Genomic DNA, 17,427 nt, shown 5'->3' on the forward strand with positions numbered 1-17,427 from the left:
CCCGGTTCACCAGCCGTAAATGGCTGACGTTCCTGTGTCAGCACCATCTGGAACCCAGCATGAGCTGACGCGCCAACCGTCGCGACAACGACGTCGCCGAATGCATGAAGGACCTACCCTTGCGGGATTGGAACAATGCCCAACGGGATGTGACTTCCGTTTAGGAGGCCGAGACGGGCGGGAGGGTTGCAGTGGCCTAGTCCTCGTTCAGGGTCAGGGTGACCTGATCTCCGGCAAATACGGTTCGCCCAAATTCAACCGGCAGACCATTGGGATCTGCGTTTATGCCGACGGAATACAGAACAGGCGCACCTTCTGTCAGTCGCAGGTGCAGGGCCTGTGTTGCCGTCGCCGCGCGCGCATTCAGGCGTGTTGAGATGCGGGTGTAATCTTTAACACCGCAGTGCTGCAAAGCCTTCGTTACCGATTCTGTCTCGGATAGCGCCTCAAGAATGCCGGGCAAGCGGTCCGCGGGAAAGACACTTTGGAACAGCCCGATTGGCTGCCCATCCGCCAGAGACAGTCCGTCATATACGTGTACCTGGTCGCCGGAAGCGATCTCCAGGGCCTCTGCTTCTGTTTCATCTGCGGCGCGCGTTGTGAGCGTAAGTATCTTTTTGCCAGGAATCTTACCGCTGGCCGAGATGCTCTTGTGGTATCGGACGCGCTTGCCGATGGCATAATCGGTCGGACGGGCTGCGACAAAGACACCGGCGCCGCGACGGGCATGCACCAGACCTTGGTCCGCCAGATCCGACAACGCGCGCCGTACCGTATGGCGGTTGACCCCGTGTTTTGCCGCCAGTTGTGCCTCGGTCGGCAGCCGGTCGCCGGTGTTGTACCGACCTTCTGCAATGTCGGATGTCAGGTTCAAAGCGATGCTTTTCCAGACAGGTGTTTTTCTCATGTCATCAAATCTTCACAAGGTTGCGGATTGCCAGCTACAGCAGCGGGATGTAGTATTTGTCTAGTTGTATAGATCACGTAGACAACCTGGCCAAGAGGCTTTGATGACAGATCAAACATATAATTCTAAAGCAACGCGACAGGACTGGATGGGCCTGCTGGCGCGTGCGCCTGAAAGCGCGCTGATGCCCCTTTGGGACAAGTACGCGGCACGCCCGAACTTTGAATGGCTTCGCAGCCCCGAAGTGGGAGGTGTAATGGTGCGCGGGCGCACTGGCGGCACTGGCGCTCGGTTCAACATTGGCGAAATGACCGTTACGCGGTGTTCTCTGGTGCTGCAGGACGGAACGGTTGGGCATGGATACGTGCAGGGCCGGTCCAAGCCCAAGGCCCAGGCGGCCGCGTTGATTGATGCCTTGATGCAGACCTCGGCTGCGGGTGCGGTTCATGACCAAGTGATCGCGCCGCTCAAGGGTCAGATGCAGTCCGCCAGAACAGATCGCGCCTCCAAAGCCGCAGCGACGAAGGTTGAGTTTTTCACCATGGTAAGGGGAGAGGACACATGACGGCACAGACCCAATTTTCTGGGGGTTTTCAGAATGCACCGGTCCAGGCCGCGCATGCATTCCGCGCCGCCATGACCGTGATGGCCCAGCCCGGAGAAATCCGTGACCTGAAGGGTGCGCAACCGCCAAAGCCCCTGTCGATCGCAGCGGGAACCTTGCTGCTGACTTTGTGTGACCCCGAGACAAAGATCCATCTGGCGGGCGCGTTCAACACCGATGGGGTGCGCGAGTGGCTGACCTTTCACACAGGTGCGCCCATTTCACAGGCTGCTGTAGCAGATTTCGCCGTAGGGAGTTGGGCCGAGCTCAGCCCACTGGGATCATTTCGAATCGGTACCGCAGAATACCCGGATCGCTCGGCCACCTTGATTGTTGAATGTGACGCGCTGCAACAAGCAGGTGCTATTCTAAGTGGTCCGGGGATCAAAGACACTGCGCGGCTATCCTTGCCGGATGCCCAGGCATTGCAGGCCAACGCGGCTTTGTACCCGCTTGGATGTGACTTCTTTTTTACCTGCGGCGACCGGGTGGCGGCCCTGCCTCGCAGTACCCAAATCAGTGTGGAGGCCTAGGCAATGTATGTTGCAGTCAAGGGTGGCGAGACGGCCATCGAAAACGCACATGCCTGGTTGGCGGAAGAAAGACGCGGCGCAACCGACATTGACGAACTGAGCATCGCCCAAATCCGGGAACAGCTGGGTCTGGCGGTCAATCGGGTGATGGCCGAGGGGTCCTTGTACGACCCCGATTTGGCGGCCCTGGCCATCAAGCAGTCGCGCGGTGATTTGATCGAAGCGATCTTTCTGATCCGAGCCTACCGAACGACATTGCCGCGATTTGGCTATTCGAAACCGGTTAAGACTGATGAGATGGCGTGTGATCGCCGGATTTCGGCCACGTTCAAGGATGCGCCGGGCGGGCAGGTACTGGGGCCAACCTTTGATTACACACACCGCTTGCTGGACTTCAAACTGGCCGCAGAAGGTGAGGTTCCGGCTGCGCCTACGGCGCAACCCCGCGCCGAGGCGACGCCGCATATCACTGAGTTCCTGAAGGGCGAGGACATCATTCAGGATGAACCCGCCAGTGACACCACCCCGGGTGATCTGACGCGCGAACCGATGGAGTTTCCGTCGAACCGGCCCCTGCGTCTGCAATCCCTGACCCGCGGGGATGAGGGGTTTGTACTGGGCATGGCCTATTCAACGCAACGCGGTTACGCCCGTAACCACGCATTCGTCGGTGAGTTGCGGATCGGTAAGGTCGCAGTGGAAATGGACATCCCGGAACTGGGTTTCGCCATCGACATCGGCGAAATCGAATTTACCGAATGCGAGACGGTGAACCAGTTCAAAGGTTCCAAGACGGAACCCCCGCAATTCACCCGTGGCTATGGTTTGGTGTTTGGTCAGTCTGAACGGAAATCCATCGCGATGGCTTTGGTGGACCGCGCACTACGATGGGAAGAGTTGGGCGAAGATAATCTGGGCGCACCCGCGCAAGACGAGGAATTTGTCCTCAGCCATGCGGATAACATTCAAGCGACGGGTTTCCTCGAGCATATCAAGCTGCCGCACTACGTGGATTTCCAGTCCGAGTTGGAACTGGTTCGCAAACTACGACGCGAAGCCGAAGAACGGATGAAGCCGAAAGAGGCTGCGGAATGAAAGTCGAACCAAGGGAAAGGGGGCATCAATGAACTGGATAGCGCCCGCATATGCGTGGCGGCAAGCCAAGCTGCGGGATATACCAACCCGCCTTATTGGCGTCGCAGTTTTCTACCGGGTGGCGAGTCCGTGCGCGCGCCAACCGAACTCCATTCGCCATTTGGATCCCGCTTTTGCGCACGACGTCGTCGCTTCGCATGACGAGAGTGAAAGAAAAGATACATCAATAGCGCCAATAACAATGCGCCCAACAGAAATACGTCCACAAAAACACCAAAAACAAAGTGATACATCAAAATGAATGAGTATAACTTCGCATATTTGGACGAACAAACCAAGCGAATGATCCGGCGCGCCATTCTGAAAGGTCTGGCCGTGCCCGGTTACCAGGTCCCTTTTGCCAGCCGTGAAATGCCGATGCCATATGGCTGGGGCACCGGTGGAGTGCAGGTTTCAGCCGCTACATTGACGCCCGAGGACACGTTTAAAGTGATCGATCAAGGTGCCGATGACACCACCAATGCTGTGTCGATCCGCAAGTTCTTTGAGAACACGGCAGGTGTGGAAACGACCGAGGAAACCGAAAAGGCCACAGTCATCCAGACCCGCCACCGCATCCCCGAGGCGAAGCTGCGCAAGGACCAGATCATCGTTTATCAGGTGCCGATCCCGGAACCTCTGCGCTTTCTGGAACCGCGTGAGACCGAGACGCGCAAGATGCACAGCCTTGAAGAATATGGGCTAATGCATGTGAAGCTGTACGAGGACATCAGCCAGCACGGCGCGATCTCGACCGCATATGCCTATCCGGTGAAAGTGTCGGACCGCTATGTGATGGACCCGTCGCCAATCCCGAAATTCGACAACCCAAAACTTGAGATGGACGCGATCCAGCTGTTTGGTGCGGGACGTGAACAGCGGATTTACGCGGTTCCGCCGCATACCAAGGTCGTCAGTCTGGATTTCGAGGATTACCCGTTTGAGGCCACCAAAGCCGATCACCCATGCGATCTTTGTGGGGCAGAGGATAGCTATCTCGACGAAGTGATCATGGATGATGCAGGCAACCGGATGTTCGTCTGTTCCGACACCGATTATTGCCGGTCTCGCCGCGAGGCGGGCCATGTTGGCCGACTGGCCGAGGAGAATGCGGCATGACCCCCCTATTGCAGGTCAAAGGCATCGAAAAGCGCTACGGCGCGCGGATTGGGTGCTCGGATGTGAGTTTTGATCTCTTCCCTGGAGAAGTAATGGGGATCGTGGGTGAAAGCGGATCGGGCAAGTCGACGCTGTTGAATTGCATGGCCGGTCATCTGGAACCCGATGCAGGGCAGGTGATTTTTGAAACACGCGCTGATGGTCCAGTGGATACGGTCACCATGTCCGAACCGGAACGTCGGATGCTGAGCCGTACGGACTGGGCCTTTGTACATCAGCATGCGCGCGATGGCCTGCGGATGTCGGTCAGTGCTGGCGGCAATATTGGTGAGCGTCTGATGGCGGTGGGGGATCGTCACTATGGCGACATCCGGGACCGTGCGATCGACTGGCTGGGCCGGGTTGAGATTGAGGAATCTCGTGTGGATGACCGTCCGTCGGCCTTTTCTGGCGGGATGCAGCAGCGATTGCAGATTGCCCGCAATCTGGTCACGGGGCCGCGCCTCGTGTTCATGGATGAACCAACGGGCGGGCTGGATGTTTCCGTTCAGGCGCGCCTGCTGGATCTGCTGCGCGGGTTGGTGCGTGAGATGGGGTTGAGCGCGATCATCGTCACCCATGACCTCGCCGTCGTACGCCTGCTGGCGGATCGACTGATGGTGATGAAAAGCGGTCAAGTGGTTGAGGCCGGGTTGACCGATCAGGTTCTGGACGATCCGCAACATGCCTACACGCAGTTGCTCGTGTCCAGCGTTCTGCAGGTTTGAGTATTTGGAAAAAGATGAAGTGCTATGATTGAGCTTATCAATGTCAGCAAGAGTTTTACCCTGCACAATCAGGGTAGTGCCGTAATTCCGGTAATGCAGGGTGCATCGCTGAAAGTCGCCGCAGGTGAATGCGTCGCCCTGACCGGAGCCTCGGGGGCAGGGAAATCAACGCTGATGCGGGTGATCTATGGGAATTATCTGGCCGCATCAGGACAGGTTCTTGTCGGTGATCTGGACGTTGCCAAGGCCGAACCGCGCGAAATTCTGGCTTTGCGGCGTGAGACGCTTGGCTATGTCAGTCAGTTCCTGCGCTTGGTCCCCAGGGTTCCGACGGTTGAGGTGGTGGCCGAGCCACTGTTGGCCGTTGGCTGCGACAAGCAAGCGGCGCTGGACAAGGCGGCGGATTTGTTGCGGCGGTTGAACATTCCCGAAAGACTGTGGAGCCTGAGCCCGACCACTTTTTCGGGCGGTGAGCAGCAGCGGGTGAACATCGCACGTGGATTTGCGCATGATTACCCTGCGATGCTGTTGGACGAACCGACTGCCTCACTGGATGCGCAAAATCGCGAAACGGTGCTGTCTTTGATCGAAGAGGCCAAAGAACGCGGCGCGGCGATTGTTGGCATTTTCCACGATATCGAAGCGCGCAACTGGGTCTGTGATCGCGAGATCAACGTGTCTGAATTCACCCCGGGGATGGTCGCGTGAGCCTTGCGCCGGTCATAGCCGTTGTTGGTCCGTCAGGTGTCGGCAAAGACAGCGTCATGGAGGCGTTGGTCGCGGCGTCGTCAGGTATCCTGCGGGTTCGCCGGGTGATAACCCGCCCCGAAGGCGAAGAAGGCGAAGATTTTGATCGCGTGTCGATTGAAATCTTCGAGCAGATGGTGCTGGACGGAGCCTTTGCGTTGCACTGGAGCGCGCATGGGCTGCACTACGGCATCCCGATTGAAATCGAAGACCAACGGCAAACGGCGAATGCGCTGTTGGTCAATCTGTCCCGTTCGGTTTTGTTGAACGCGCAGGTGGTTTTTGGCGACCTGATCGTGATTTCGCTGACAGCGGACCCTGAGGTGTTGGCGCAGCGCCTCTCTGTACGCGGGCGGGAAAGCGCCTCTGATCAGGTGCGTCGTCTGGGACGGGCTGGTATGCCCTTGCCCGACGGACTGAACCGTGTGATCGAAGTAGATAATTCCGGGCCGCTGGAAATCACGATTGATGCGATCCTTGCCGGGCTTCAACCGGAAAGGGCGTAGCGATGGATCAGATGAAACCTCCCATCTTCGGCTTCGCCCATAAGCGCCAAATCCTTGATCTGACAGGGGGCGGGCAGCAGGGGGACCAGATGGTTCTCCAATGCGACCTGCACGGTTTTCAGCGTGGGTTTGTCCAGTTTTCCGCTGAGGGTGATGTGAAAGCGGAACGTGTCCATCACGTAAGGGTAACCCCAACGCAGCAGGTTGGCGTCCTGTTCCGGCGTCAGGCCCGAGGCACGTCGGCGGTCCAGTTCCGCGGCGGGCGCGGGGGCGCGGAAGCTGTCAGGCTCGCGGACGCAAGCCGCTGCAAGCGCGTTCAGCGCGTCGGTATTACCTACCGGCCGCAGGGCCAGAAAACGACCCAGCCGGGCGATCTCGAACCCGTCCAGCGTGACGGGCGGTTGCGTTCCGGCAATCCGTTTGCAGGCATCTTGCAAGTTGGTCAGAGATTGCCCCTTGTTCAGGCGAAACGGCGGCTTCAACGTCGCGTGAAGACCATATTTGCGCGGAACATCGGTCGCGGCTGCGACGTCCACGCCGTCAATGACAGGATGCGCAACTTCAGTTTCGGCTTCCATGTCCCAGCCCAACCATTGGGTCGCAAAGATTGTCCATTCGGCCTGGGCCGGTGGCGCAAAATAGATCGCGTATCGCGTGAATGTCACATTGGCCTCCTATGCGTGGCCTTCCAAATAGCTCAAACCTTGTGAAGTTCAGATGACAGAAGAAATGATACTTGCCAATGCCACGCTTGTTCTTCCCGATAAGACGGTCTTGGGCAGCCTTCGGATTGTGGGGGATACGATTTCTGAGGTCGCGACCGGCCCGGCTGTTCCCGCTGGCGCAATTGACTGCGAAGGGGATTATGTCTGCCCTGGTCTGGTCGAACTTCACACCGACAACCTTGAGCGCCACATTCAGCCGCGACCCAAGGTCGACTGGCCTCATGCAGCCGCTATTTTGGCCCATGATGCCGAACTGGCCAGTACCGGGATCACGACCGTATTCGACGCGATGCGGATAGGCTCGATCCCGTCCGGGCAACGCTATGTCAAATATGCGCGCGGTCTGTCGCGTGAGCTGTGGCAGTTGCGGGAACAGGATGCGCTGAAGATCAGCCATTTTCTGCATCTGCGGGCCGAGGTCTGCTCGGAAACCCTGGCCGAAGAATTAAACGAATTTGGGCCCGAAGACCGTGTTGGTCTGGTCTCACTCATGGACCACACGCCCGGACAACGGCAGTTCCGCGATTTGTCGAAACTGGAAGCGTATCTGAAAGGCAAACTGGGGCTTGAGGGAGATGGATTTCTGCAACACGTGGCCGACCTTAAGGCGATGCGCGACCGCTATGGTGATCTGCACGAGGTTGAGACGGTAAAAGCGGCCAAACGGTTTGGTGCGATGCTGGCCAGCCATGATGACACGACGGACGAACAGGTGCGCGTATCGGCCGGTCACGGGATCACCCTTGCCGAGTTCCCGACTACGGTCGAGGCTGCGCAGTCCTGTCATGATCATGGTATCAAGGTGATGATGGGCGCACCCAATGTGATCCGGGGCGGGTCGCATTCCGGCAATGTCGCTGCGCATGAACTGGCGCAGCTGGGCCATCTCGACATACTGTCCTCGGACTATGTGCCATCCGCATTGTTGCTGTCTGCTGTGAAACTGGGCGAGATGTGGGGTGATTTTGCCCGCGGATTGAAAACCGTGACAAAGACACCGGCAGAGGTCGTTGGGCTGGATGATCGTGGTGAGCTACGGGCGGGCGCGCGGGCGGACGTCATCCGGTTCCGGATGCGCGAAGGCACCCCTGCGTTGAATGGCGTTTGGTCGCGCGGACGGCGCGTGGCCTGATCAGGCCCTGTAGAACAAGTAACGGTCCGGTGCGATGGTGTCCGGGCCGCTGATCTGCTGAAAGCCGACAAGCGGTTGGCCCGAGATCAACAGTCCGCCGGGCAACATCACCTGCGCAATCAGTGGGCTGAGGCGCGCGGCTTCGGCAACGTCCTCTTCCTTGACTCCCCGCCCGAAATCGTAGTGACCGAAAGCGATCCTGGGTCCACCTTCTGCCAGCTTCTGCAGCATCGGCTCGGCCTCACCCTGCAAAAAATCCTCTGCTGGCGGTGTGCTTGAGGGATGGCACTGCAGCACGCGGTCCATGACCCAGATCCTTCGATCCGGCAGAATTTCCCGCAGGTGATCATAAGTGCGCCCGTTTCCAAGGCCCATATCCAGCACGTCGCCCGCAGTGTCTGAGATTTGATCGACAGCCCAATTCAAACCGTCACGTTGTGCGGTCAGGCGGCGCAGCATGGAATCCAGTCGGCTCATTCAGATCTCCGTTTTCAATCGGTTTGGGGGGCTGACCAGACAAAGCCCGGACCGTTCAGCAGCCGGTTCAGCAGGTCGTGGGTAAAGGCCCAGATGTCCTCATCATGAACCAGATGGTGGGTCAAGATGCCAAAGGGTTCGGCGTTGTCTGCGCGACCCTCGCGGCGATCTTGCAGCAGCTGAGTGGTTTTCGCGATCAACATGTCCGGGTCGGCCAGCCTGCGTGATCCGCGCCAGTCGATTGGATCCAGATGCGTGTTGATCTGGGCCAATCCAGGCGCTGCCTGCCGGCTGGACCGTGGCGTGGCGGTCGATAAGATGCGATACCCCGCTGCGGGCAATTCCTGCACCACCTCTGGCGCTATGCGGTTCCATGGCGGCACGAACATCGGGCACAATCGATCTGCAAACAGGGTGCGCAGCCGCGATATCCCTGAACCGATATCCCCAGTAATATCGTCCATGGGCCGGTGCAGGCGGAACTCGGATTTCTTTTCATCCGGTGGTGCGTGGTTCTGATGGGCCCAACCGTGCACGACCGGGATTAGGTTTGGACGGGAAGTTACATATTCGATCAGCAGATCTTGGGCATCGCGAGGGATGATCGCCAGATGAACGGGCACCCCAAGGTGGTCTGACATCGCGGTCAAGCGATCAAGCTGCGGCGTTGTGGAAACCGCATCATCGTCGCGCCACCACAAAGGCAGTGACAGTCCTTGTTGAAGCCAGATATCCAGCTCATCCGTCAAACTGCGCCAGTCAACACTCATCCGCGGCGCTCCAAAAGACCCTTGGCGATGCGTACGGATTGCGCTGCGCCATCGAACCCCTGATCTGAGACCGGACGAGTTTCCGATGAAATCACGCGGCCCACGGCCTGGGCCAGTAGATCTCCGTTCAATTCTTTGCTTGGGATGACATCTATGGCGGGCATTTCCGCAAGGGTGCGGGCGCGGAGGCTCTGCTCGACCTCATTGCCATCATCAAATGGAATGAACACGGCAGGGGTTCCTGCTTGCAGAATATCCAATGCTGTATTGTAGCCGCACATGCTGACCGAAGCCGCCACGTGGGGCAGCATCTGGCGAAAATCGGGCCGCACTTGTTCCAAAGTGACAGGGGCATCCGCCACTTGCTTCCGCAATTCGGTAATGCGTGCCTTTGCATCCTGTCCGCCGACCAACAGGCGCCAGTGCCTGTTGGACATCTTTCGGGCGGCCTCGATGGCCGCGTGAAAGATCGGTTGCCCAACCGAACCGCCGCCTGCGCTGACAAGCACTTCGCCTTTGCCGGTTGCATCCTCGTGCGGTGTTGGGGCTAGTGGAGCCACGAAACCCGTGTAAAACAGGCGACCCTCCAGCTGCTCGGACACAGGCCAACTGACGTTCAACGGCACAACGCTCTGGTCCGAATGGACAAGGATGCCGTCGTAATGCTCTGCAATAATCTGCTCCGCCCGCTCTGCCTTTGAGGGTTTTGACGGCGGTGCCAGAATGTCCCGGATCGATCCCAGAATTATCGGGCGCGGGCGTATGTCACGGGCGGCCTCCAGCGCGGCTGAAAACTCACCTGCCAGGGACCGGCGGCCAAACGGATAAAGCTCGGTGATCAGAACATCCGGTGCAAAGCTGCGAATTGCTTCAACCAGAGCAGTCTTGCGCGCCGCGAAATACCCCCCATCCGCTACCGTTCCGGCTTGTGTCAAAAGACGGGTGAAATCAGTGCCATCCGAGCGCAAAGGGGGCAGTCCCAACAACGTCATTCCGGTCGTGTCCAATTGAGGAGCAGGCATCCCACCAGAGACCACAAAGGTATCATGCCCATCCGCGACAAAGGCCCGGCCCAGCGTCAACGCGCGGCTCAGGTGCCCGGTGCCCAACAGGTGGGTGACAACAATCATGACCTTCATTCGCGGGGGCCTTGTCGCAACAGGCGAACCGGTTCGGGTTGCGGCTGAAAATTATCCAGATCAATGACATAAAGGCGGTTGCGTTTGATCTTGAACGGGGCGGTGCCGGCAAAGTCCCATCCCCAGGCCGAGGCCAGAATGACGCGCATGATCCCGATGTGACACACGGCGACGGTGTCGCCCTGCAATCCGTCCAGCCAGGGTTGCAATCGCGCCCGGACTTCCGCCGGGCTTTCGCCGTTCGGCGGGCAATAGTTCCAGCCCCAATCCTCGATATGGCGATATCCGCTGTCTGCGTCTGCAATCAGGTCAACGCCGCGCTTGCCCTCCCAATCGCCCCAGTTCATCTCGGTCAGGGCTTCAGACACCATAGGCTCCCGCCCCGCGACCAATGCGGCGGTTTCGCTGGCGCGCTGCAGGGGGCTGGACCAGAGCGCTGCCTTGTTCCACGGCTCGGGCAATTCATATCCGGCCAGTTCGGTGCGCGCGTCATCGTCCAGCGGAATGTCACTGCGGCCCTGAATACGGCCAGCGCGGTTCCAATGGGTGTGGCCGTGGCGCAAAAGAGCAAGTTGGCTCATGCGGTGCCTCCGATCAAAGGCCGCGCAGCCTGCCAGAACCGTTCGGTTGCTGCGGGCATCAGGTGGCGGTTGGACACGTATTCCCGGGCTGTCGTACCAAGCGAACGGCGCAGGGCAGGGTCTCCAAGCAGCGTCTGTAGCCTGGCGGCAAGCGCTTCGGGTCCTGCTTCGACCTCGGGGTAGTCGGCCGGCGCCAGAACATCGCGGACACCGGGCCTGTTCTGCGCAACAACCGGAACTCCGCTGGCCTGAGCCTCAAGGTAAATCATGCCAAATGCCTCATTCACGCCGGGCCACACCAAGATGGACGCATTTGCGTATAAGTTTTGCAGGGCGTCACGATCCAGTTGCCCCAGAAACCGGACCTTGGAGCCAAACGGTGTCATAAGGTCTTCGATCTCAGCCCGCGCAGGTCCATCCCCTGCAATATCCAAAGCCCAATCCCCGTTCAAATGCGACAGCGCCTGCGCCAGCAGTTGGTACGACGCCAGTTTGTCACCATGCCGCATCATTCCCACCGTCAGCATCGGCCCGTCACATGAGGAAGCGGGCGGCAGGCTCGAGATTGGCAAAAAGGGCGGCAATTCGACCAGACGCTGATCCTCGAATTTTTCACGTTCCAGCGTGATTAGATCGTTGGCCGTGTGGTAAAAAATGACGTTCGCCGCGTCGCAGGCATCATGTGCGGCTTGCGCAAAGCCGGACCATGGGTCGCGTAACCTGCTGGTCGCACGGGTACTTTCCAATTGCACATAGGGGATGCCCCGAGCGGCGCACACTTTAGGGCCCAGCAGATCGGGGGCCTTGTAGTAGTTGTGATACGTCACCCACAAATCCGTGTCGTGGGTCATGTCCGCGATCAGTCGCCGGGCTTCGGCATCGGCGTCAGAACAGAGACGTTGTTGAACCGCCGGATCGCCCGTTTTGTCGTAAATGCGCAAGTCCGATACGAGATCGACCTCGTCGCCCTGCGCCCCGATCGCCCTGATCAGATTGCGCGCCATTTCCCTGTCACCCGATGGCACCGGGCTGTCCGGAGATTTCATCGGTGAGAAAAAGGCGACGCGGGCCATCAGTCTTTGCCCGCGCCCAATGCGCTGAGCCGTTTGGACAACAGGGCAATGCCGGGGTCCATGCGGAACTCGGCAATCAGGCGGGAATAGGCAGCGTTGGCCATAGATGCAGTACGCTCTGGAGCGGCGGCCATTTCGGTGATCGCGCTGGCAAGTGCGGACGGGTTGTCGTCGGACAAAACGCCATGCGTTCCGGTTTTTATGAATTCCGGAATGGCGGAAACCGGTGTCGACAGGATCGGCAACAGTTGAGACGCAGCCTCCATCAGAACATTTGGCAACCCGTCGCGATCTCCGTCAGCCGCGATCCGGCTGGGCAACACGAACAGATCAGAGCCGCGCATCGCCTCGATCACTTCGGGCTGGTCACAGGCGCCCTTCCAGGTGATCCGGTCCGCGATACCTTGGGCCTCAGCCCGTTCGCGCAGCGCATCACCAAGCGCACCGCCACCAATATGTGTCCAGTGCCAGTCCAGCGAATTGGGTAGCGTGGCGAACGCATCGATCAGGCGATCAAAGCCCTTTTTCTCGACCAGACGACCGACTGAGAGCATGTGAAACCGCCCATCCGGTGCCCGAGCTGCGCGGGTCGGTGGGTCGGGAAAACGGTTCAGGTCCAAGCCATGATAGATCAGATCGACCCGCGCCGGATCATCGGCCAAACTGCGCAAGTGTTCCGCCCCAATGGCAGTACAGGTTGCGCCAAAAGCGGCCCCATGCGTGCTGGCCTGCAGTTTTTCGGCTTTCTCCCAATCGGGTGACGTCCAGATGTCTTTGGCGTGTGCCGAAAAGCTCCAGGGCAGGCCGCGCATGATGGCGGCGTAGCGTGCGACCGACGACGGCGTGTGCATGAAATGCGCATACATCACCTGCGTTTCCCCGGGCAACTCGGCGGCCAGAACACAGGCCTGCCCGAAACGCCGGATGCGGTTCTGTGTCGGGTCGCGCCGCAGATCAGAGCGCCAGACCTTATAAGCCTCGGTATAGCCGGGCAGGGTCTGCGCGATGTGGCGCGCGGCCCAGACGCGATCAGGTTCTTCGCACAGGTACTCGGGCAGGTAGTGGACCTGCCCCTTAAACCGCTCATGCAGCGGGTGGCGTTTGATGTCGGTCGGGTGGCGCAGGGACCAGATGTCAAAGCTGTGGCCTGCGTCCTGCAAGGCGACCAGTTCCTGTGCGATAAACGTCTCGGAAAGGCGCGGCCATCCTTTGACCAGCACCGCGAGCTTGGGTTTTCCTGAAGTCATCCGGTGGCTCGTTCCCGTTCCCCACCAAGCAGCGCGTCCACGCGGCTTGTGACATAGTCCAGACCATCCAGCAGGCCGTCGCGGATTGCCTGAGAAGGCAAGGGCTGATCGGGCAGATTGCGAATAGCCTCAATCATCGCGTCCGCCGTTAACCCGTCACGGTTTTCGTCCAGCATTCTGACAAGTCCCAGACCTTCGGCGCGTGAGGCGCGGATCCACTGTTCCAGCCGCGGTGTCGTGCGTGGAACGATGACGGCGCGTTTGTCGAACGAGAGCACCTCGCAGAACGTATTGTAACCGCCCATGCAGACCACACCTGCAGCGCCGGCAAACAGCGTTTCGATCTGCGATTCAAAGCCAACAGCCGTGACCCGACCATTCAGCGCAGCAACGCGGGTTTCGAAATCGTCGCGCAGCTCGCCCGACAGGAAGGGGCCGTAGACAAGGACAGCGCGCGGTGACAGGTTGGGATCTTTTTCATAGGCGCACAAAACCTGGTTCACCATGGCTTTGCCGTCACCGCCGCCGCCCGGCGTTATCAGGATGTAAGGTTGTTCCGGCGGATCGCCTATCGGCCCAAGATCACGGCGCAAATAACCAGTCCAATGGATGCGCGACTGCGTGGCAGGGCTGAGCGGCAGACCCTCGGTCGGATCATAGATCGAGCGCAGCCCGTACACCCAGATTTCGTCGTAGAACCTTTCGGTTGCTGCAATGGCTTCTTTCCGCTCCCACTCGGCGGCCAACACTTCGGGTTCATCCAAAACGTCACGCAGGCCCAGGACCATTTTGGTGCGGCGGGACCGCAGCAAATTTTCCAGGGTGGGCAACAGCTCGCTGCGGAAACCGGTTGGTTCCTTGTCGACGATAAGGACGTCAGGATCGAATTGCTGAACCGCCGTCTGGATCAGACCCGCCCGCAACTCAGTCACTTCCTCGATGCCCATTCCAATTGTCTGGGATGCATAAGATCCATCGGCGCGTTTGGTCACACCTGGCAAACGCACGTGGTCGACGCGACGCGGAAAGGTGAACCGCCCGGCCACGGGTGACCCGGTCAGGATCAGCGCCGATGCCGATGGGTCAGCCTGCGTCATCGCACCAGCCAGTGCACGGGATCGGCGCAGGTGGCCCAACCCGAACGTATCGTGGCTGTAGAACAATATGCGCGGCGCACGGCCGGTTGTATCGTTTTGTCTTCCTAGGCTCATGCCTTTGCCCAATTCAGTGTTCTGGTGCAACTCCGCGCGCTTGCACCCGTATCGTATATATTTTTTTTGCCGCGTGCAAAATCACTGATCCCACCAGTCGTTACCGGCTTGTTTCGATTTTAGCCGTGGGTTTCGCATCTGCGCCCTGTTCTATATCAAATTTCCTGCCCATCCGTCATGATGACAGCGTCAGGTTGGTCATATTCAGTTTTTTCCGGGTTGCAAACACTTCTGTTCATAGCATGGTGCGGGGAACACGGCTTGATACGATGTTGAGGCTGCGGGGGTTGAATATTTGAACCCGCCACCGGGCTTCGATAACCTGTGTTACGAATGGCGAACTGGAAAAATATCCGATGACACGAACATTGCTGGCTGGATTAACGTTTGTAATCTGGTCCCTTACTCTGGCGCTGGTCACCGGTGCAGTTGCGCAGACCTCTCTCATACCGGGGTATCCCTCAGCCGGGGGCAGCAGCTCGGAAACAGCCAGCGACAGCGATCTGGCTACGGCGATCCGCTCCGCGACCGAAGCTGGGGCCAGTGTGATCGTCATCGACAGCGCCGGGCAAATCGTGTCTTCCGGCCAGCAAAACAGTGTCACCCCCGAGGCTGCACCCGGGGATCCGATGGGCGACGGTTCGCAGCTTATGAAAGCGCAGGAGCGGTTTTCCAGATTTCGCGACTCGATGAACTCACGGCTTCAGGCGCTGCCTTATTCGATCTTCGAGGTGCAATACATCCTGCGTCAGACCAGCCCGGATGGCCGAATACAGACCTATGTCGAGGTCTTGTTCTGGAATGTTCTCTTCCTTTTGATCGGACGATGGTTGTCGATTGAAATCTACGGCAAGCGTATCGCAAAGCGAATCGTCGTCGCGCGATCCAAGGAAGATCCACAAGGCTATCGCGAGAAGATGCCGTTTTTGGTGTTCCGGTTCCTTATGGGGATAGGCGCCACGATTTTTGCCATGGTGATGGCGCTTATCGTCGGTTTTGTGTTTTTCGGCGAGGCTGAGGACATCTCGATCCAGTTCACGGTCACAGCAATTTTTACCGCCTTCTTCCTGTCGCGTACCGTGTCTGATCTGTGGCGCATGGTTCTATCCCCGTATCTGAGCCAATATCGCTTGCCACCTTTCTCGGATCGTGACGCCAAACGCCTGTACATTTGGGCTTCGGCGCTGGCGACCTACGACATTACCGTGGTGCTTTTTGCCACTTGGGTAGCTGATTTTGGGCTGAACTATAACGTCTACGCCTTGGTCTACGGCGGCCTGACCATGTTTGGCGCGATCGGCAATGTCCTGATGATCCTGTTCAATGCCCGCGCCATTTCGAACGCTATTCGCGGCGGGCGAACTCCGGATCAGGTGTCGTGGATTCTGCGCCTGATCTCGTTCGCATGGGCGCCGGTGCTGATCCTGTACATGGTGTTCAGCTGGTTCAAACTGGCCGTCGACCTGGTGCTGGAAAATCAAAACTCGATCCCGATCGTAGCCAGCAGCTATGCCATCTTCATGTCGGTCGTGGTTGCCTATGGGGCCATGAATTATCTTCTGGAACGGTATTTCAATCGCAACAACCAGCTGGACGCGATGAATGCCGATGGTGATGAGGCGGATGCCGAGGTTGAAGCGATCGAAACGCCGCAGGCCGAGATGCGCAAGCACTCGATCCTGACCTACGAAGATCTGGCGCGGCGGGTTGCCGGTATTCTGGCTTTTGTTGTCGGTCTATATGCGCTGGTGGTCATCTGGAATCCGGATGCCAGCTGGAGCGAGGACTTGCCGATCGAGCGGGCGCTGGATGTGATGGTGATCCTCTTCATGGGCTATATCCTGTTCCATTTTTTCCGCATCGGGATCGACTCGAAGATCGCGCAGGAGATTGACGACGGCGGTGGTGAGGCTGAGCTGGGCGATGAAGGCGGAGAAGGTGGGCAAAGCCGCCTTGCAACATTGTTGCCTTTGTTCCGCGGGGCCATTCTGGCCGTAGTTGTTGTGACCATAGCGCTGATTGCCCTGATGGAATTGGGTATCAATGTCAGTCCGCTATTCGCGGGTGCTGGTGTCGTGGGCCTGGCCGTGGGCTTTGGATCGCAGACATTGGTCCGCGATATCTTTTCGGGGGCGTTCTTCCTGATGGATGACGCGTTCCGCAAGGGCGAATACATCGACATCGGCGACGTTAAGGGAACGGTAGAAAAGATCTCGGTCCGGTCGTTCCAACTGCGTCACCATCTCGGCGCGCTGAACACCATCCCCTTTGGTGAGATCAAGGTTCTAACCAACTATTCCCGCGACTGGGTGATCATGAAACTGCCGTTACGGGTGACGTATGACACCGATGTCGAGAAGGTGCGCAAGCTGATCAAGAAGTTGGGTCAACAGTTGCTGAATGATCCGGTGATTGGCGACAACTTTATCCAACCGCTGAAGTCGCAGGGCGTGATCGAAATGCAGGACTCTGCGATGATCATTCGGGTCAAGTTCATGACCAAGCCGGGCGATCAATGGCTGGTGCGCAAGAAAGTCTATCAGGACATCCGGGAATTGTTCGCCCGCGAAGGCATCAAGTTCGCGCACCGTGAAGTCACGGTACGGTTGGCCGAGGGCAAGGAGCCGGAAGATCTGACACCGAAGCAGCGAGAGGCTGTCACTGGTGCTGTGCAGGCTGCGATTGACGAGGACTATTTGGACGATATCGGCCCGGGTGGAGATGATCGCTGAGGGGGTCTCCCGCCCCTTTGGGT

The 17,427-nt window shown here is 58.7% G+C and carries 18 protein-coding genes; 9 read left to right on the plus strand and 9 right to left on the minus strand.

The features are described 5' to 3' along the window. Positions 1-196: 196 nt before the first annotated feature. Positions 197-907, minus strand: coding sequence for a phosphonate metabolism transcriptional regulator PhnF (gene phnF, locus DK510_RS13345; protein WP_109312511.1), 711 nt, complete (start codon positions 905-907; stop codon positions 197-199). 103 nt (positions 908-1,010) lie between these two features. Here phnF and phnG point away from each other — a divergent pair, with 103 nt between their 5' ends. The 7 genes from phnG (at position 1,011) to DK510_RS13380 (ending at position 6,317) form a co-directional block, all read left to right on the plus strand. Next, positions 1,011-1,472: a phosphonate C-P lyase system protein PhnG gene (gene phnG / locus DK510_RS13350; RefSeq protein ID WP_109312512.1), complete on the plus strand. Its 462-nt coding sequence runs from the start codon at positions 1,011-1,013 to the stop codon at positions 1,470-1,472. Beyond that, positions 1,469-2,044, plus strand: coding sequence for a phosphonate C-P lyase system protein PhnH (gene phnH, locus DK510_RS13355; protein ID WP_109312513.1), 576 nt, complete (start codon positions 1,469-1,471; stop codon positions 2,042-2,044). The genes phnG and phnH overlap by 4 nt, the downstream gene beginning before the upstream one ends. A gap of 3 nt (positions 2,045-2,047) precedes the next feature. Further along, positions 2,048-3,139 (plus strand): carbon-phosphorus lyase complex subunit PhnI, encoded by a 1,092-nt coding sequence (locus DK510_RS13360; RefSeq protein WP_109312514.1) that lies wholly within the window; start codon positions 2,048-2,050, stop codon positions 3,137-3,139. A 297-nt stretch (positions 3,140-3,436) separates the two neighbouring features. Next, the gene (locus DK510_RS13365; protein WP_109312515.1) at positions 3,437-4,297 is read left to right on the plus strand and encodes an alpha-D-ribose 1-methylphosphonate 5-phosphate C-P-lyase PhnJ; all 861 of its coding nucleotides are present in this window, start codon (positions 3,437-3,439) and stop codon (positions 4,295-4,297) included. Continuing rightward, positions 4,294-5,064 (plus strand): phosphonate C-P lyase system protein PhnK, encoded by a 771-nt coding sequence (gene phnK, locus DK510_RS13370; protein WP_109312516.1) that lies wholly within the window; start codon positions 4,294-4,296, stop codon positions 5,062-5,064. Before DK510_RS13365 ends, phnK begins: the two co-directional genes overlap by 4 nt. Before the next feature lie 24 nt (positions 5,065-5,088). Continuing rightward, on the plus strand, positions 5,089-5,772 hold the full coding sequence (gene phnL / locus DK510_RS13375) for a phosphonate C-P lyase system protein PhnL (RefSeq protein ID WP_109312517.1): 684 nt from the start codon (positions 5,089-5,091) through the stop codon (positions 5,770-5,772). Beyond that, the gene (locus DK510_RS13380) at positions 5,769-6,317 is read left to right on the plus strand and encodes an AAA family ATPase (RefSeq protein ID WP_109312518.1); all 549 of its coding nucleotides are present in this window, start codon (positions 5,769-5,771) and stop codon (positions 6,315-6,317) included. The genes phnL and DK510_RS13380 overlap by 4 nt, the downstream gene beginning before the upstream one ends. Here the strand turns inward: DK510_RS13380 and DK510_RS13385 are convergent. Further along, positions 6,299-6,982 (minus strand): DUF1045 domain-containing protein, encoded by a 684-nt coding sequence (locus tag DK510_RS13385; protein WP_109312519.1) that lies wholly within the window; start codon positions 6,980-6,982, stop codon positions 6,299-6,301. The genes DK510_RS13380 and DK510_RS13385 overlap by 19 nt on opposite strands. A 52-nt stretch (positions 6,983-7,034) precedes the next feature. Between DK510_RS13385 and DK510_RS13390 the strand changes: the two genes are divergently transcribed. After that, entirely contained in the window at positions 7,035-8,174 is a 1,140-nt protein-coding gene (locus DK510_RS13390) for an alpha-D-ribose 1-methylphosphonate 5-triphosphate diphosphatase (RefSeq protein WP_109312520.1), read from the plus strand. On the opposite strand, the gene DK510_RS13395 is transcribed toward DK510_RS13390, so the two are convergent. From DK510_RS13395 to DK510_RS13425, 7 genes are read right to left on the minus strand one after another with little or no spacing between them, the layout of a single operon-like run. Further along, positions 8,175-8,651 carry a class I SAM-dependent methyltransferase gene (locus DK510_RS13395; protein ID WP_109312521.1) on the minus strand — a complete coding sequence of 159 codons (477 nt, stop codon included), beginning with the start codon at positions 8,649-8,651 and terminating at the stop codon, positions 8,175-8,177. It lies immediately after the preceding gene. Positions 8,652-8,665: 14 nt separating this feature from the next. Further along, the gene (locus DK510_RS13400) at positions 8,666-9,421 is read right to left on the minus strand and encodes a polysaccharide deacetylase family protein (RefSeq protein WP_109312522.1); all 756 of its coding nucleotides are present in this window, start codon (positions 9,419-9,421) and stop codon (positions 8,666-8,668) included. Then, on the minus strand, positions 9,418-10,560 hold the full coding sequence (locus DK510_RS13405) for a glycosyltransferase family protein (RefSeq protein WP_109312523.1): 1,143 nt from the start codon (positions 10,558-10,560) through the stop codon (positions 9,418-9,420). The genes DK510_RS13400 and DK510_RS13405 overlap by 4 nt, the downstream gene beginning before the upstream one ends. Continuing rightward, the gene (locus DK510_RS13410) at positions 10,557-11,141 is read right to left on the minus strand and encodes a histidine phosphatase family protein (RefSeq protein WP_109312524.1); all 585 of its coding nucleotides are present in this window, start codon (positions 11,139-11,141) and stop codon (positions 10,557-10,559) included. The genes DK510_RS13405 and DK510_RS13410 overlap by 4 nt, the downstream gene beginning before the upstream one ends. Then, positions 11,138-12,214: a glycosyltransferase family 4 protein gene (locus tag DK510_RS13415; protein WP_109312525.1), complete on the minus strand. Its 1,077-nt coding sequence runs from the start codon at positions 12,212-12,214 to the stop codon at positions 11,138-11,140. The genes DK510_RS13410 and DK510_RS13415 overlap by 4 nt, the downstream gene beginning before the upstream one ends. Further along, complete coding sequence (locus DK510_RS13420) at positions 12,214-13,461, minus strand: glycosyltransferase family 4 protein (protein WP_109312526.1); 1,248 nt, start codon at positions 13,459-13,461, stop codon at positions 12,214-12,216. The genes DK510_RS13415 and DK510_RS13420 overlap by 1 nt, the downstream gene beginning before the upstream one ends. Continuing rightward, complete coding sequence (locus tag DK510_RS13425) at positions 13,458-14,672, minus strand: glycosyltransferase family protein (RefSeq protein WP_109312527.1); 1,215 nt, start codon at positions 14,670-14,672, stop codon at positions 13,458-13,460. The genes DK510_RS13420 and DK510_RS13425 overlap by 4 nt, the downstream gene beginning before the upstream one ends. Before the next feature lie 356 nt (positions 14,673-15,028). Here DK510_RS13425 and DK510_RS13430 point away from each other — a divergent pair, with 356 nt between their 5' ends. Then, on the plus strand, positions 15,029-17,404 hold the full coding sequence (locus DK510_RS13430; RefSeq protein ID WP_109312528.1) for a mechanosensitive ion channel domain-containing protein: 2,376 nt from the start codon (positions 15,029-15,031) through the stop codon (positions 17,402-17,404). The last annotated feature ends 23 nt before the right edge of the window (positions 17,405-17,427 follow it).

This window comes from Ruegeria sp. AU67, assembly GCF_900312795.1.
Taxonomy (GTDB): Bacteria; Pseudomonadota; Alphaproteobacteria; order Rhodobacterales; family Rhodobacteraceae; genus Ruegeria; species Ruegeria atlantica.